Below are 13,917 nucleotides of genomic sequence, written 5' to 3' on the forward strand. Positions count from 1 at the left end.
AGTTCAATACCATCAACGATGATCTGACCTTTCTGGTGTTCTTCCAGCCGGTTGATGCAGCGGATCATGGTCGATTTGCCGGAACCCGATGGGCCGGCAACGACAATACGTTCACCACGCATGACTTTCAGATTGATATCGCGCAGAACGTGGAATTCATCATACCACTTGTGCATGTTCTTTATCTCGATGACGATATCTGCCATTGTTTCAGTCATTGTGACAGGTATCTTGGCTGGGTTCGACATATAGGTTCCTCTGACCAAGTTGAAAGCTATTCTGTAAGGGCTGTTGAAATATCGTTGGCAATTTGAATGACAGTCGGCGCAAGCCCTGCCAGTCTGGCATCAGGCATGCGTTCAGCAGGGCCGGATACGCTTACCGCAGCAAAGACACGCCGAGTTGAGTCGCGTACTGGTGCCCCGATGCAACGAACGCCAACTTCAATCTCTTCATTATCGATTGAATATCCCCGCGCTCGAATAAGTTTCAAATCTTCAAAAAGAGCCTCAAGAGAGGTGATAGTGTTGTCTGTATATTTGTGGAGGCCTTCATCAGCGATTTTTCTAACGAGTGTTTCGTCCTGAAAAGCAAGAAAAGCTTTACCAACGCTTGTGCAATAGGTTGGTGCAGCGCTAAGTGTTGTCAGGCTGGAAGCGATCATTTCCTCGCGCTCCACGCAGACCATCTGGTGGCCGTCGAACATATGGAAATGGATGATTTCTCCCGTAAGTTGCTGTAGTCTCGCAATATGGGGATGCGCACGGGTAGCCGTGTCAAGGCTATCAAGAACACTGCTGCCATAATGAAACATCTTCATGCCGAGCCGATAGCCTTGTCGGCGTCCGTCTTGGTCCAGAAGCCCCACATCACGAAGAGAAGCTACAATCCGGTGAACGGTTGTTCTGGGAAGCCTGGTTACATTTGCGATTTCACCAACTGTCAGGGAAGGCTGTTTCCTTGTGAAACTATCAAGCACAAGAGCCATTTTGCGTAAAGACTTTGCACCCGTTTCACGGCTTTCACTGCCATTGGTGTTATAAGTTTCAGCGTTGTTTGTTGTCATGTCTTTTTCCAAATTTATCTCCCTGCTAAAATCAAACGAGCACGCTGTTCAAGTTTTCCTGCAACTCTTTCCAGCACAAAGCAAACAGCAAAATATATCAACGCAAGAACACCAAAAATAATGAAGGGTTCGTTTGTTCTGATAACAACTTCGCGTGCCAATTTGGTGATTTCACTGATCCCTACGACAGAGACGAGAGATGTATCTTTGATAATCAGAATGCTTTGTCCTAACAAGGAAGGAATAATTGCCATCAGCGTTTGAGGAAGCGTGATATCTTTAAGACGCTGAAACAGGTTCAAGCCAAGTGCAATGGCAGCTTCGTTCTGGCCCTTGTCGAGACCACGCAATCCACCCTTTATAATTTCGGTCATATAAGCGCCGTGTGAAAGGGAGAGTGCGATTACAGCCGTTGTAATGGGACCTATGTCTATTCCGAATGCTGGAAGCCCGTAATAGACAAGGAAGATGAACATCAGGAACGGCGTGCTACGGAAAATATAGACATAAATTATAACGATGAGGCGTACCAGACGCCATGGTGACGTGGCCAGAACCCCACCAATGATACCGATGCCAAGAGCCGGGAAAAAAGAAGCAATCATCAAAAAGATGACGATAGGAAGACCCGTGAGAATGAGAGCCAGACCATCGCCTGATATGGAGATAATATGTGCCATGCTCATGCTCGCTTATGTCTGGAGAAGCCTGCGCGGTTTTCATAAATGTCCACGAGGACATTCAGTGTCACGCAAATGATTATGTAGAGAACACAACTGACCAGATATGCTGGCAAAAACTGATAGCTTTCGTTTGCAACATCATCGGCAGCCTTGGTAATTTCTAGAACGGCTATTGTGTAGAGCAGTGATGTATCTTTGATCAGCTGGACGAATTGGCCGGTGACAGCCGGCAGGATGACCGGAGCTGCCTGAGGAAGCAGGACTTTACGAAGTTGTAAATGCTGACTGAGACCAAGCGCAGAGGCGGCCTCGCTTTGTCCTTTGGGAATTGCGCTTAAACCACCGCGCACCATTTCAGCAATGTAGGCACCTGAGTTAAATGTAAGCGCTATGACGCCGGTCCAGAACGCACTGAGAGTTATGCCACAGGCGGGTAGGCCGAAATAGATAAAGTAGACCTGTACCAAAAGCGGCGTATTTCGTACGATCGATATATATACCGTAATAATCCGGCTAAGATAATTTCTATTCTGGAACCGCGATATTCCCGCGAAAATGCCAATAATCAGGGCAAATGCCAATCCCAGTGCTGCGGCTGAAAGGGCATTTTTAACACCTGTGAGATAGGTGCCCTGATATTGAAGAAACAGATCATAAGCATCAGAAAACATTTTTATTCTCCTAATGCCTCAGAATCTGGTCAAGGAAATCACGGGTGCGTTGTTCCTTCGGAGAAGAGAAGAACATCTTGGGTGGTGCTATTTCGACCAGCTGGCCTTGCTCTAAAAAGGCAATTTCATTGGCAATTTCGCGCGCAAAACCCATTTCATGCGTTACAATAATCATTGTCATCCCGGACTCTGCCAATTCTCGCATCACCTGAAGCACTTCACCGACCATTTCGGGGTCCAGTGCTGAGGTCGGTTCGTCAAAAAGCAACATCTCCGGATCCATCGCCAGTGCTCTACAGATTGCCACGCGTTGCTGTTGTCCGCCTGAAAGCTGAACCGGATAGGATTTGGCTTTGTCTGCAAGCCCGACACGCTCCAGAAGAGCGATGGCGCGTTCATCTGCCTGACGGCGACTGCGCCCCAGTACGCGGCGTTGAGGCAAGGATATGTTTTCAGCTACGGTGAGATGCTGAAACAGGTTGAACCGCTGAAACACCATGCCAACTCTGCGATGCAGATTTTTAGCGCTCATGGTGGATAGATCTTCACCTTCAAGAAGCATCATTCCGTCTGAAAGCTTGGGCGCGAGGCGGTTGATGGCTCGTATGAATGTGCTTTTTCCTGATCCCGATGGACCACATATGACCAGAACATTGGATTGTTCGAGCGAAAGAGAGATGTTGCGCAAAGCATGAAACTGGTTGAAGTGCAGACCGACGTCGCGAGCCTCAAAATATGCCAAAATAGCCTCCCAAAGCTGATATAATTTAACCCTTCGAATGGCGACGTGTATGCTGTCACGTCGCCGATAAGAGAGAATTATTGGAGGCTCATACGACTGCCATCACCACTTTCAGGAACATATGCCTGAATCCCCAGTAACTCGATCAGCTTTTTACGTTCATCAGAAACGCCGTCATTTTTTTCAAGGAAGTCTTGCTTCCATGCATCTCCTTCAACCCAGTATTTTTTCAGGGCGTCGAGTTCGCCGCTCTCTTTGATCTTGGTCAGAAAGAAATCAAGATATTGTTGCGTATAGAAATCACCCGGGCGAACAACAAATCCCCAGGTGTCGGAGGTTATAAGCTGACGTGGCTGAGAGAGAGCTTCAAAACCATATTCCGCATTGACAATGCCAAGCACGGCAAGATCATTAAGTATTGCATCCACACGGCCGGTCTTCAGAGCCTGATATGTGTCGACGTCATTTGGATAGGTTTGCAAATCAGCCTGTGGGAAAAATTGTTTAGCCGCATCAACTGCATTTGTACCGGCTTTAACGGCAATTTTCTTTCCGGGCTGGTTGAGTTCTTCCCAGGATTGCTCTTTGTTTTCAGGTTTAACGATTGCAACAACCCCGGTTTCATACCAATTGTCACGCGTAAACATGACCTGTTGCGCACGTTTGAATGTTGTTGACATGCTGGTGGCAAGAATATCGGACTTGCGGCTTAGCAAACCGGGAATAAGGCCAGCCCATTCCACATTGCGCATTTCAAGGTCGACGTCCAGCTTGGCGGCGATGAGACGGTCAAGGTCGATAGAAAAACCCGCAGCATTTCCATTGGCATCGCGGAATTGCCATGGCGCAGCAGACAGATCGTTCATGATAACAATCTTTTTAGCTTTAAGAATATCACCGAGCGTCCCGCGTGGATCTTCCGCTGCTTGAGCTGAGATCACGCTGAGGCTCGTAGCGATGATAGCACCCATAAAATAGCTTATTATTTTTTTCATTTAGTTCTCCCTATTCCGTTATTCGGAATATATGATTGTTGCAAACTAATAAACGCATAAAATTGTCAGATAATCAATAACACAGTTGACTATCTCATATTTATTTATTTTACTGAGCAATGGAAATACCAATTCCGAAATGCGGAATAACAAATTGCAGTTGGGATGCTGCATTACCGGGCTTGAGGAGCAGTTCGGGTTTCCCGGGTCTAAAAACAATTGAGGGATACAGCTTCGGTGATTGGCGTTGAACCGACCAGAAGGCTGTCATCAGGAGCAATAAAGAATGAACTTTCAGGCAGCTAATTGGCCTATCACTGGAACGCCAGCGCGTATTAACACGATACAGCTTAACCAGATTTGCGATATCGCCGATCTGGCGCGCGAGGACCCGGACGTCATCAAACTCTGGATAGGAGAGGGTGATCTGCCCACGCCCGCCTTTATACGTGAAGCCGCTATCAATGCGCTCGAAAACGGCCAAACTCGTTATACTTATGCATTGGGTGTGCCGGCTCTTCGCGAAGCGCTTTCGCGTTATCACAAGCGTCACTGGAATATTGATGTCAGTTCAAGCCGCTTTAGTGCCACTGCTGGTGGTGTTCAAGCCATCATGCAGGCTTTTCAAGCCGTCTTAAGTCCGGGAGATGAGGTGATCGTCCCCGTTCCTGCCTGGCCTAACCTGATTGAGATTGTCGGTATTCTTGGCGGGAAGGTTGTGCCTGTTCCATACCGCACGAAAGAGCAGGGTGGGTTTTCGCTTGATCTGGACGATCTGTTCGCTGCGGTGACACCACGCACAAAGGTGATTGCAATCAATTCGCCTTCTAATCCGACCGGCTGGATCATGCCGCGTGAACAAATGATTGCAGTTCGCGATTTTGCACGAGAACGCGGCCTCTGGATCGTTTCTGATGAAGTTTACGCACACTTTACTTACGACGGCAGCCTCGCACCGTCATTTCTGGAGCTGACTGAGCCAACAGACCGGCTTCTGATAACCAATACTTTCTCCAAGAATTGGTGCATGACGGGTTGGCGGATTGGCTGGGTGATTTATCCCGAAGGCATGTCAACAATCTTTGACAATCTCAGCCAGTACAACACCACAAGTGTCTCAACCTTCAGCCAGTATGCCGCGGTAGCTGCTCTCGATCAGGGGGACAGCTTTATAAAGGAACTTGTTGCCCGTTCGGCAAAGGGACGCGAAATCATCTGTTCCACTCTCGATAAGCTTCCGAATGTACGCGTGTTCTGGCCTGAAGGAACATTTTATTTTTTCTTTTCGGTTCATGGCATGAACAATGGCTACGACATGGCAAAACGTATTTTGCGTGAAGCGAGCGTAGGGGTTGCGCCGGGCTCTGCCTTTGGGCCTGGTGGAGAGGCTTTCTTGCGCGTTTGCTTTGCTGTGGACCCGGCACTCATTGCCGAAGGTGCAGATCGTCTCGAGGCATTTTTGAAGAAGGTTTAAAAGTTGATGCCCAGAGTGCGGATGCATCGTCCTGACTGAAGGACGATGCATCCGGCTTGTTTAAAAAACTGTCGCATTGACTATTTGGGAGTGAAAACGTGAAAAAAATCATCAACCGTCCGGCGAATATCGTCCGTGAGATGTTGGAAGGTCTGGTCGGAATTAATGCAGACCTGTCGCTGCTGGACAGTGAAAATGTAGTGATACAGTCTGGATTGCCTGATCCGTCCCATCGTAAGGTTGCATTGATTTCCGGCGGTGGTGCAGGTCACGAGCCTGCGCATGCGGGTTATGTCGGCAAAGGCATGTTGAGCGCAGCTGTCACAGGCGAGATATTTACATCGCCCAGTGCAGATGCCGTTCTGGCAGCCATTCGCGCTACTGCTGGCCCCGCGGGTGCCCTTCTTATTGTGAAAAACTATACAGGTGACCGGCTGAACTTTGGCTTGGCCGGTGAGCTTGCCGCGCTTGAAGGAATACCCACTGAGCTGGTTGTGGTCGCTGATGACGTGGCGCTGGCCGGTATAGTTCCTGACGAGCGTCGGCGCGGTATAGCCGGAACCGTATTTGTTCATAAAATTGCAGGTGCTGCAGCCGCATCAGGCAAAGGGCTTGCGGAAGTTGCTGACATAGCGCGAAATGCTGCGGAACATATAGGCACGATGGGTGTCGCGCTTGGTTCATGTACAGTTCCAGCCGCAGGAAAGCCGAGCTTTGAACTTGGGGAGCAGGAGATAGAACTCGGGCTTGGGATTCACGGTGAAAAAGGCGTGGAGCGTGTCAGTATCATGAGCGCGGATCAGCTTACAGACCGTTTGATTGATACGATTGTGGCTGATCGTAAGATACAGGCTGGAGCGCAGGTTGCCATGCTCATTAATGGTCTTGGTTCCACGCCACCTATGGAATTGGCGATTGTTGCACGGCGTGCCCTTGCCAGATTGCGCACTTTGAATATTGAGGTCAAAAGAGCATGGAGCGGTAATTTTCTGACCGCAATTGAAATGCCCGGATGTTCGATTTCGCTGTTTGAAATCGATGAAGCAATGCTGTCCTGTTTGGATTATGCGACTGATGCAAGTGCATGGCCTCGTGGCGGCAATGTGCCAGAAGAAGTTCATATTACGCATGTGCCGGCCGCCTTTGAGTCTCAGGCAAGCGTAAAGTCTTCGGTGCGTTATGATGCAAAAGCAATTCATGCCATAGCGCTTTCTATTGCTGACGCCCTTGAACAGGCAGAGGCAGAGCTGACCGATCTCGACAGCAAAGCTGGTGATGGTGATCTGGGTGCAAGTATGGTGCGTGGTGCGCAGGCCATTCGCAGTATCCCTGAAGAATTATGGGCCGATCCTGCAAATGCACTGGTCGTTCTGGGCAATGCCGTGCGCCGCGCGATTGCCGGAAGTTCAGGTCCATTTTACGCAATTGCCCTGACACGTGCGGGCCGGTCACTGGCGTCGAATGCTGCCGATTATAAAGAGGCGTTGCGCATTGCAACAGCTGCGGTGAGTGAAATCGGAGGGGCCAAGGCAGGTGATCGCACCATGCTTGATGCGCTTATACCGGCCAGAGATGCGCTTGATGCAGTTATGCCATCGATGAATGGTAAGGATGCGTGGCGTGAAGCAGCAGATGCTGCGGAAGCAGGCGCAAAACTTACAGCGGCAATGCTGCCACGTCTGGGTCGTGCCAGCTATCTGGGCGAGCGTGCCATTGGTACGCCAGATGGTGGGGCTGTGGCAGTCGCAATCTGGATGCGTTCTTTGGCAAACAGTCTCTGAAAATAACCGTAACGCCTGACGTTAAAGCGTATCTGACAAGTGGGAACCAGTTCTCGAAACGGGATACGCATAAAATAAAAAATTGAGAATTCACGTCGTCATAAAAGTGGGCGAACCCTTTTGTGCGCCTTGATGTAGCGGGCCCAATGCGGCCAAACTTGGGAAAAAACTATGAATCTCGACAATGTCAATGGTATCATTCCACCAATCGTCACGCCATTTACAAGCGACGGCGAAATCGATGAAGCGGCGTTCCGCAATATCGTAAAGTTCAACCTCGACAAAAAAGTGCATGGTGTATGCGTGGGCGGGAGCTCAGGTGAAGGGCATACGCTGACCGTTGAAGAATTTGCACGCCTGATGGAAATTACCGTTGAAGAAGTGAACGGGCGTATTCCGGTACTTGCAGGTATTATTGCCAATTCGACGCGTGATGCGATCCGCCGTGCAAAAGCAATTTCGCACCTTTCGGTACAGGGGCTTCAGGTGACGCCGGTTCACTATGTTTTCAAGCCGGATGAAGAAGCAACATTTGCGCATTTCAAAGCACTTACCGAAGCTACAGATGTTCCGGTCATTATCTACAATGTCGTGCCATGGAATTATCTCAGCCCGGCACTTCTCATTCGTCTGATGAAGGAATTGCCCGGTGTTCAGGGTGTCAAGCAGAGTGCAGGCGATCTGAAGCTGATGGCCGATCTGATGCTCGGTATTCCGAAGGGTTGCAAAATCTATACAGCCGTAGACGCATTGCTCTATCCTTCTTTTGCTCTTGGTTGTGACGGAACAATTGCGGCTAATCCAGCAGCAGTGCCTGGTGTTTGTATTGCATTGTGGAATGCAGTGCAGCGCGGTGATCACAAGCGTGCGAAAGAAATTCATGAAGCTCTGCTTCGCTTCTGGAACACTATTTTCGCCGACAATCTGCCTGCGAATATTAAAACCGTCATTACATTGCAGGGAACAGAAGCTGGTTTGCCACGCATGCCTATGCCTCAGACCTCAGCCGCACAGCTCGAAAATATTAAACGCGAACTGGCGAACGTACTTAAATACGAAGAAGCATAAGTGCGATGCATGGGCGCTTCAAACAGGCGTCCATGCATTTATTTCCCCTGATCATGGGGAATTCCTGGCTGAAATACTCTTGCGTTACGCAGCCCGAATTGCGTGACATGCGAGGTTATTTCAAGAGTAATTAAAATTTCTGGGAGGAATATATGTCGAACTTAATATTAAAGAATGTTGTATTTGCCGGTCTTGTGGCCGCTGTTGCATTTCCCTTGACCACGCAGGCGCAGGAGTGGCCTTCCCGCCCTGTTCAGCTTATCGTTGTTGCGGGTGCAGGTGGTGGTTCGGATTATACTTTTCGTCTGATGGCGGCTGAACTTGAACGTTCACTTGGACAACCCTTTACCGTGGTTAATCAGGCTCAGGCATCTGGTATTGTTGGTTATACGACTTACACTTCCGCAGCTCCTGATGGATATACGCTTGGGCAACTATCACCCATCGCCCAGTTTTCGATGCTCGGACAGGCTGATTTTCAGGCTGCTGACTTCACACCTATTGCCCAGTTTAATGCCGATCCTTCCGCCATCCATGTTGCCGGAAACTCAAAGTTTGAAGATCTTCGCTCCTTGATCGATGCGATTAAAGAAAATCCGGAAGGATTTAATATTTCATGTGGCGGCACTTGTAATGCAAGCTGGGACATTCCTTTCGTCTCGATGCTGCTTGGGGAGGGTGTGGATGTCAGCAAGATCAGGCTGATTCCAGCACAGGGATCGGGTGCTGCGCTTCAGGAGCTGGCTTCGGGTGGCATTGATATAGTTTTGTGTTCCGTGCCTGAAGTTACTTCGATGGCTGATGCCGGTATTGTGAAAACGCTGGCTGTAATGAGCCCGGAGCGTGTGCCGATCAACGACAAAATTCCAACAGTTCAGGAAGCTATTGGCACGGCTTATGTTGGTGGCACGTGGCGAGGCATTGCTGGCCCAGCAGGGCTTGATGCGGAGATTGTCAGCAAGCTGGAACAGGCTGTCGAAAACGCTGTTCAATCTGAGACATTTGTTAATGGAATGCAAAACCGCGGATTTGGTGTTGCCTATCTTAACAGTGCCGATTTTACCTCATTCCTCGATGATCATTACAAGGAAACGCAGACAGTCCTCAAGGCTCTTTCAGGACAATAGAGCTTCGCCTGCTTGTCAAATTCTACGAAGCCGGCGTTCAGCGCCGGCCACGTTATAATAACCAGAAGGATTGAGGAATGACGCAGAGACTACTTGGTGCAGCTTTTGCACTATTTGGGGTCGCAGTTCTCCTATTGGCAATGCAACTCCCTGCGCCGCTAGCTGGGACCAGAATAGCCTATGGGCCTGGATTTTTTCCAATTCTGCTCAGTATAATTATCATAACAGCAGGAGCATGGCTTGCTGTTATTGGACCTGGTAGTGCGGTGGATGAAGTGGAGGGCGAACGATATTCTTTAAGGGCATTTGCTAAACCTGCCGTTGTTTGTATCGCAGCGTTGATCTACATTTTCTATTCACAGCAGATAGGGTTTCTCATTCTGGCGCCGATCATTCTCATTACGCTGTTACTGCTTGGGAATGTCAGCCTTGTGCCTTCGATCGTGATCGGTCTGGTGGCTGCGATTACAGTTCATATTGTATTCGCCAAAATTCTGCTTGTACCATTGCCACTTGGTCTTCTCAGCCAGTGGGGAAGATATTTGTGATGGAAAACGTTGTTGCAGGTCTTGCACTTTTGTTTAGTGCAGAAGTTATTTTTGTTATGTTGGCAGCTGGTATTTTTGGCCTTTTTATGGGTGCATTACCGGGACTCACCGCAACGATGGCCGTCGCACTTTTAGTGCCCATGACGTTCTATATGGAGCCAGTACCGGCGATTGCTGCAATGGTAACTGCTGCTGCTATGGCAATGTTTGCTGGCGATATTCCGGCAGTGCTGTTGCGAATGCCCGGCACTCCGGCCTCTGCGGCTTATACTGACGATGCTCATTTTCTCACCAAAAAGGGGCAAACACATGTTGCTATGGGGCTTTGCCTTCTGGCATCTGCAATCGGGGGACTGTTCGGAGCTCTTATTCTCGCTACGCTGGCGCCGCCACTTGCGACAATTGCGCTTAAATTTTCGTCTTATGAATATTTTTGGCTTTGCTTGTTAGGGCTGACGACAACCGCGTTCATGATTTCGTCTTCACGGGTCAAAGGTATTCTCTCGCTGGTGCTTGGTCTGTTTACGGCAACAATAGGTATAGATCCCATTAGCGGAGTGCCACGTTTTACGTTCGGCAATCATAACCTCATCGGAGGACTATCGCTTGTACCAATCATGATTGGGCTTTTTGCGATAGCTGAAGTATTCAGATACTATGCTCTTAAGGAACCTGCCGTCCGACTTGAACAAAAGGCCATTAAAGGCGTCTTCGAGGGGCAGGCTCGATTGCTTTGGAAAGAACGTCGAGCAGTCGCGCAAGGCAATATTCTTGGAACCATTTTGGGTATCTTGCCGGGTGCGGGTGCGGATATTGCAGCTTGGATTTCATATTCGCTTGCCAAAAGGTTTGCGCGCGAACCAGAGAAATTCGGCAAGGGTTCAACCGAAGGCTTGGCAGCGGCTGGAGCGGCAAATAATGCTGCGGTTAGCGGCGGCTTCATTCCTTCGTTGGTCTTTGGCATACCCGGTGATGCAATTGCAGCAATTATTATTGGTGTTTTATTTATGAAGGGGGTTAATCCGGGGCCGACAATTTTCCTGAACAATCCTGCTATTGTCTATGCGATCTTCGGTGCCTTTTTTCTTGCTAATTTGCTGCTTATTCCGCTGGGGTGGGTCGCAATACGGCTAAGTCGAGTGATGCTTACAGTTCGCCTCAGCATATTAATGCCCATCATATTCGTTTTCTGCTTGGTTGGTGCATTTGCAATGGAAAACGCGGTTAGCGCTGTTGGGGTTGCATTGGTATTCGGTATTATTGGTTTTACATTTGAGGCCTTTCGCATACCTCTTGCCCCTTTTGTTCTGGGGGTCGTTCTTGGCCCTCTTCTGGAGCAGAATTTTCTAAGTTCAATGATGAAGTCGAGTGGGAACTGGTTAACATTTATTGACCGTCCGATTGCCGGAAGCCTTGCAGCGCTGACTCTGCTTATTTGGATATCGCCACTTTTAGGTATGGCATTTAGATTAGTGAGGAAGAGATGAAAGGATAGTACTATACCAATACACGGGCTTTAGGTGCATACTATTTGCTAGCAAATTTCGTAGCAATGTTAGTGGATATTTAACCCATGATTTTCATTGTTTGTTGATGTAGTGATACAACATCGTGGTTCTTTTAGTTTTGCAGTGGGGAATTTACTACCTCTTCTCATTTTGCAAAATTTAGTACAAGGAAGCGTTGTCAACAAGGCAAGGGAAGTGCAAACAAGCATGGTTTTTACATGTTTGTGTAAGGTTGCCCGCCCAAGAAATGAAGCTGCGATTAAAGGCTTAATAAAGACTCGTATGCTGAAATAAGCTGAACCTAGTTTTTTATAACCTCCGCTTTCAGAGATTGAAGCGGAGGTTATAAATTGTTGAGCAATAAAAGTTAAGTTTATTCCTTTGTCTCACCAAAATAAGCAGACAATACTTCTTGAGTAGGGCCATCCATTTTAAGATGACCATGCTCAAGCCAAAGAATGCGATTACAATTTTTCGTAAGCAGATCTCTGGAGTGGCTGGCTAAAACTAAAATCTTTGTAGATCCGACAAGCTCGTGCATGCGTTTGTTTGCACGTTCCTTGAAGTTCTCATCCCCAGTTGATAGCCATTCATCCATAATCAGAATTTCAGGACGCACGGATGTTGAGGCAGCGAAAGCCAACCTTAGTTGCATACCGGAGGAGTAGGTTCTGAAAGGCATATCTAGAAAATCACCTAAACCTGAAAATTCAGCGATTTCCTCGAATTTCGTATCAATTTCCTTAGGGTGCATGCCCATCATGGCAGAACGAAGGCGAATATTTTCGCGCCCCGTTGCGTCAGGATCGATACCAAGCTGAATATTTATCAGTGAAACGCAGGTTCCATCAATATAGGCTGTACCTTGTGTAGGAGTATAAATACCAGATAATACACGTAGTAAAGTCGTTTTTCCTGAACCGTTATGTCCAATTAGCCCGATTCGATCTCCGTCTCTAAGGGTTGTAGATATCCTTTCAAGTCCACGTATTACCACTAGCCGATCTGTCTTACGTTCTATCTTGCCACCTGTAGCAATACTCAGAACGCGATTCTTTAATGATCTACTTGATGAGTTGTAAATTGGGAACTCAACACTGACATTATTTAGTTTAATTAAGCTCATGTGATTACAACCAGTAAGCAACGCGCCAGCGGTACTTTCCAAAAAATATTAATGCGACTATCCAGCCAAAAATAGCCAGACCAATTGTGACGAGCCAGCTAATGTTTTCAGGTGAATGCCCTATGAGTGGAGCTCTTACCAGTTCGATAAAGTGATAGAAAGGGTTTAGCACTATGAAGGCTTTTGAAATATGGTCTGGTAGGATTTTCACCATCCACATGATTGGTGTAGCATAAAAGAGTATTTGCAGTATGTTCGTTACTACTTGTGTCATATCACGAAATCTAGCGCATATGATAGCAAGTATTAGCATCATCCAAGCCATATTTAAGCAAACCAGCAGGAACCCTGGAATAGCTAGGATAATATGAAAATTTATAGGGTGCCATAGAACAAGAGCGATAAGAGGAAAGATTACAATATTATGGAAAAATATTATGATATTACGCCACATTGTACGTAATATATGTGTGAAGAGTGGCATTCTTACTTGTAGGATTATACCGTCCGATCCGCTGAAGGTCGTGCAGCCTTCTGAAAGGCAGCTTGTAATAAATGACCACATAATTATACCTGCGCATACATGTGGCAAATATTCATACATTTCGGATTGAAACAGTGTGCCAAAGATTGCTCCTAAAGCACCAATCAAAACCGCCATGTTTAAGGTAAGCCAAAAGGCTCCAATGCGTGATCGGCGATATCGCTGAGCAACATCCTGCCAGCCAAAAATTAAGGCTAAACGATATTTGGTAAATGCTTCTAGAATATCATTTATTGCAACTTTGATGCCTGTTTTTGGCTTCAATCGATATGCCACGATTTTGGCATTCTCATCTAAAGCTTCGACACTCATAAAAACTTTATCCTATTTGGACATGAGCAATCACCTTATATGGTGCTGCAAGGTGTCCCTTATCATGAGCATGCGTAATAATGGAAATGTTTGAAGTGAGTCAACTGCTACTGAATTGTGGTGGAATTAGCGAAGGTTCGTCATCCATATGAGGTTAAGGTAGTAAATCCATTGTTGATAGATTTTCGGGGGCATTCAGAGGTGGTTCGGTTTGTCTGAACAGTTTCGGGCGTTTCGTTAAGTGGATTTCCGCCGCGATTATGCCGCCACCA

14 protein-coding genes are annotated in these 13,917 nt (G+C 47.6%); 6 read left to right on the forward strand and 8 right to left on the reverse strand.

The genetic code is table 11. The features are described 5' to 3' along the window. From FHY56_RS17320 to FHY56_RS17345, 6 genes are all read right to left on the reverse strand, one after another. Positions 1–248: ATP-binding cassette domain-containing protein (locus FHY56_RS17320; protein ID WP_193556806.1), on the reverse strand; the 248-nt coding region annotated here is incomplete at its 3' end. 26 nt (positions 249–274) lie between these two features. After that, positions 275–1,066, reverse strand: a complete 792-nt coding sequence (locus FHY56_RS17325) for an IclR family transcriptional regulator (protein WP_140906370.1) — start codon at positions 1,064–1,066, stop codon at positions 275–277. 14 nt (positions 1,067–1,080) lie between these two features. Beyond that, a complete protein-coding gene (locus FHY56_RS17330; RefSeq protein WP_158447789.1) occupies positions 1,081–1,746 on the reverse strand; it encodes an amino acid ABC transporter permease in 666 nt (221 codons plus the stop codon). Between the two features lie 2 nt (positions 1,747–1,748). Beyond that, positions 1,749–2,420: an amino acid ABC transporter permease gene (locus tag FHY56_RS17335; RefSeq protein WP_140906372.1), complete on the reverse strand. Its 672-nt coding sequence runs from the start codon at positions 2,418–2,420 to the stop codon at positions 1,749–1,751. A 10-nt stretch (positions 2,421–2,430) separates the two neighbouring features. After that, positions 2,431–3,162 carry an amino acid ABC transporter ATP-binding protein gene (locus FHY56_RS17340; RefSeq protein WP_210240072.1) on the reverse strand — a complete coding sequence of 244 codons (732 nt, stop codon included), beginning with the start codon at positions 3,160–3,162 and terminating at the stop codon, positions 2,431–2,433. 77 nt (positions 3,163–3,239) lie between these two features. Beyond that, entirely contained in the window at positions 3,240–4,157 is a 918-nt protein-coding gene (locus tag FHY56_RS17345) for a substrate-binding periplasmic protein (RefSeq protein WP_140906374.1), read from the reverse strand. A gap of 286 nt (positions 4,158–4,443) precedes the next feature. On the opposite strand from FHY56_RS17345, the gene FHY56_RS17350 reads away from it, so the two are divergent. The 6 genes from FHY56_RS17350 (at position 4,444) to FHY56_RS17375 (ending at position 11,642) form a co-directional block, all read left to right on the forward strand. Beyond that, positions 4,444–5,631 carry a pyridoxal phosphate-dependent aminotransferase gene (locus tag FHY56_RS17350; protein ID WP_140906375.1) on the forward strand — a complete coding sequence of 396 codons (1,188 nt, stop codon included), beginning with the start codon at positions 4,444–4,446 and terminating at the stop codon, positions 5,629–5,631. Between the two features lie 98 nt (positions 5,632–5,729). Continuing rightward, the gene (locus tag FHY56_RS17355) at positions 5,730–7,412 is read left to right on the forward strand and encodes a dihydroxyacetone kinase family protein (RefSeq protein ID WP_140906376.1); all 1,683 of its coding nucleotides are present in this window, start codon (positions 5,730–5,732) and stop codon (positions 7,410–7,412) included. Between the two features lie 171 nt (positions 7,413–7,583). Next, a complete protein-coding gene (locus FHY56_RS17360) occupies positions 7,584–8,480 on the forward strand; it encodes a dihydrodipicolinate synthase family protein (protein ID WP_140906377.1) in 897 nt (298 codons plus the stop codon). 152 nt (positions 8,481–8,632) lie between these two features. Next, a complete protein-coding gene (locus FHY56_RS17365) occupies positions 8,633–9,607 on the forward strand; it encodes a Bug family tripartite tricarboxylate transporter substrate binding protein (RefSeq protein WP_140906378.1) in 975 nt (324 codons plus the stop codon). A gap of 77 nt (positions 9,608–9,684) precedes the next feature. Further along, positions 9,685–10,155: a tripartite tricarboxylate transporter TctB family protein gene (locus tag FHY56_RS17370; RefSeq protein WP_140906379.1), complete on the forward strand. Its 471-nt coding sequence runs from the start codon at positions 9,685–9,687 to the stop codon at positions 10,153–10,155. Then, positions 10,155–11,642: a tripartite tricarboxylate transporter permease gene (locus FHY56_RS17375; RefSeq protein ID WP_140906380.1), complete on the forward strand. Its 1,488-nt coding sequence runs from the start codon at positions 10,155–10,157 to the stop codon at positions 11,640–11,642. Before FHY56_RS17370 ends, FHY56_RS17375 begins: the two co-directional genes overlap by 1 nt. A 394-nt stretch (positions 11,643–12,036) precedes the next feature. Here the strand turns inward: FHY56_RS17375 and FHY56_RS17380 are convergent, their stop codons facing one another. Both FHY56_RS17380 and FHY56_RS17385 read right to left on the reverse strand, forming a co-directional pair. Then, the gene (locus FHY56_RS17380) at positions 12,037–12,789 is read right to left on the reverse strand and encodes an ABC transporter ATP-binding protein (RefSeq protein WP_140906381.1); all 753 of its coding nucleotides are present in this window, start codon (positions 12,787–12,789) and stop codon (positions 12,037–12,039) included. 4 nt (positions 12,790–12,793) lie between these two features. Beyond that, the gene (locus tag FHY56_RS17385) at positions 12,794–13,645 is read right to left on the reverse strand and encodes an ABC transporter permease (protein ID WP_140906382.1); all 852 of its coding nucleotides are present in this window, start codon (positions 13,643–13,645) and stop codon (positions 12,794–12,796) included. Positions 13,646–13,917: the final 272 nt, after the last annotated feature.

It is taken from the genome of Brucella gallinifaecis, from assembly GCF_006476605.1.
Lineage (GTDB): Bacteria > Pseudomonadota > Alphaproteobacteria > Rhizobiales > Rhizobiaceae > Brucella > Brucella gallinifaecis.

Coding starts and splice junctions, on each gene's coding strand:
- FHY56_RS17335 (WP_140906372.1), bottom strand. CDS start 2,420: ATGTTTTCTGATGCTTATGATCTGTTTCTTCAATATCAGGGCACCTAT.
- FHY56_RS17330 (WP_158447789.1), bottom strand. CDS start 1,746: ATGGCACATATTATCTCCATATCAGGCGATGGTCTGGCTCTCATTCTC.
- FHY56_RS17380 (WP_140906381.1), bottom strand. CDS start 12,789: ATGAGCTTAATTAAACTAAATAATGTCAGTGTTGAGTTCCCAATTTAC.
- FHY56_RS17385 (WP_140906382.1), bottom strand. CDS start 13,645: ATGAGTGTCGAAGCTTTAGATGAGAATGCCAAAATCGTGGCATATCGA.
- FHY56_RS17360 (WP_140906377.1), top strand. CDS start 7,584: ATGAATCTCGACAATGTCAATGGTATCATTCCACCAATCGTCACGCCA.
- FHY56_RS17345 (WP_140906374.1), bottom strand. CDS start 4,157: ATGAAAAAAATAATAAGCTATTTTATGGGTGCTATCATCGCTACGAGC.
- FHY56_RS17350 (WP_140906375.1), top strand. CDS start 4,444: ATGAACTTTCAGGCAGCTAATTGGCCTATCACTGGAACGCCAGCGCGT.
- FHY56_RS17375 (WP_140906380.1), top strand. CDS start 10,155: ATGGAAAACGTTGTTGCAGGTCTTGCACTTTTGTTTAGTGCAGAAGTT.
- FHY56_RS17365 (WP_140906378.1), top strand. CDS start 8,633: ATGTCGAACTTAATATTAAAGAATGTTGTATTTGCCGGTCTTGTGGCC.
- FHY56_RS17370 (WP_140906379.1), top strand. CDS start 9,685: ATGACGCAGAGACTACTTGGTGCAGCTTTTGCACTATTTGGGGTCGCA.
- FHY56_RS17325 (WP_140906370.1), bottom strand. CDS start 1,066: ATGACAACAAACAACGCTGAAACTTATAACACCAATGGCAGTGAAAGC.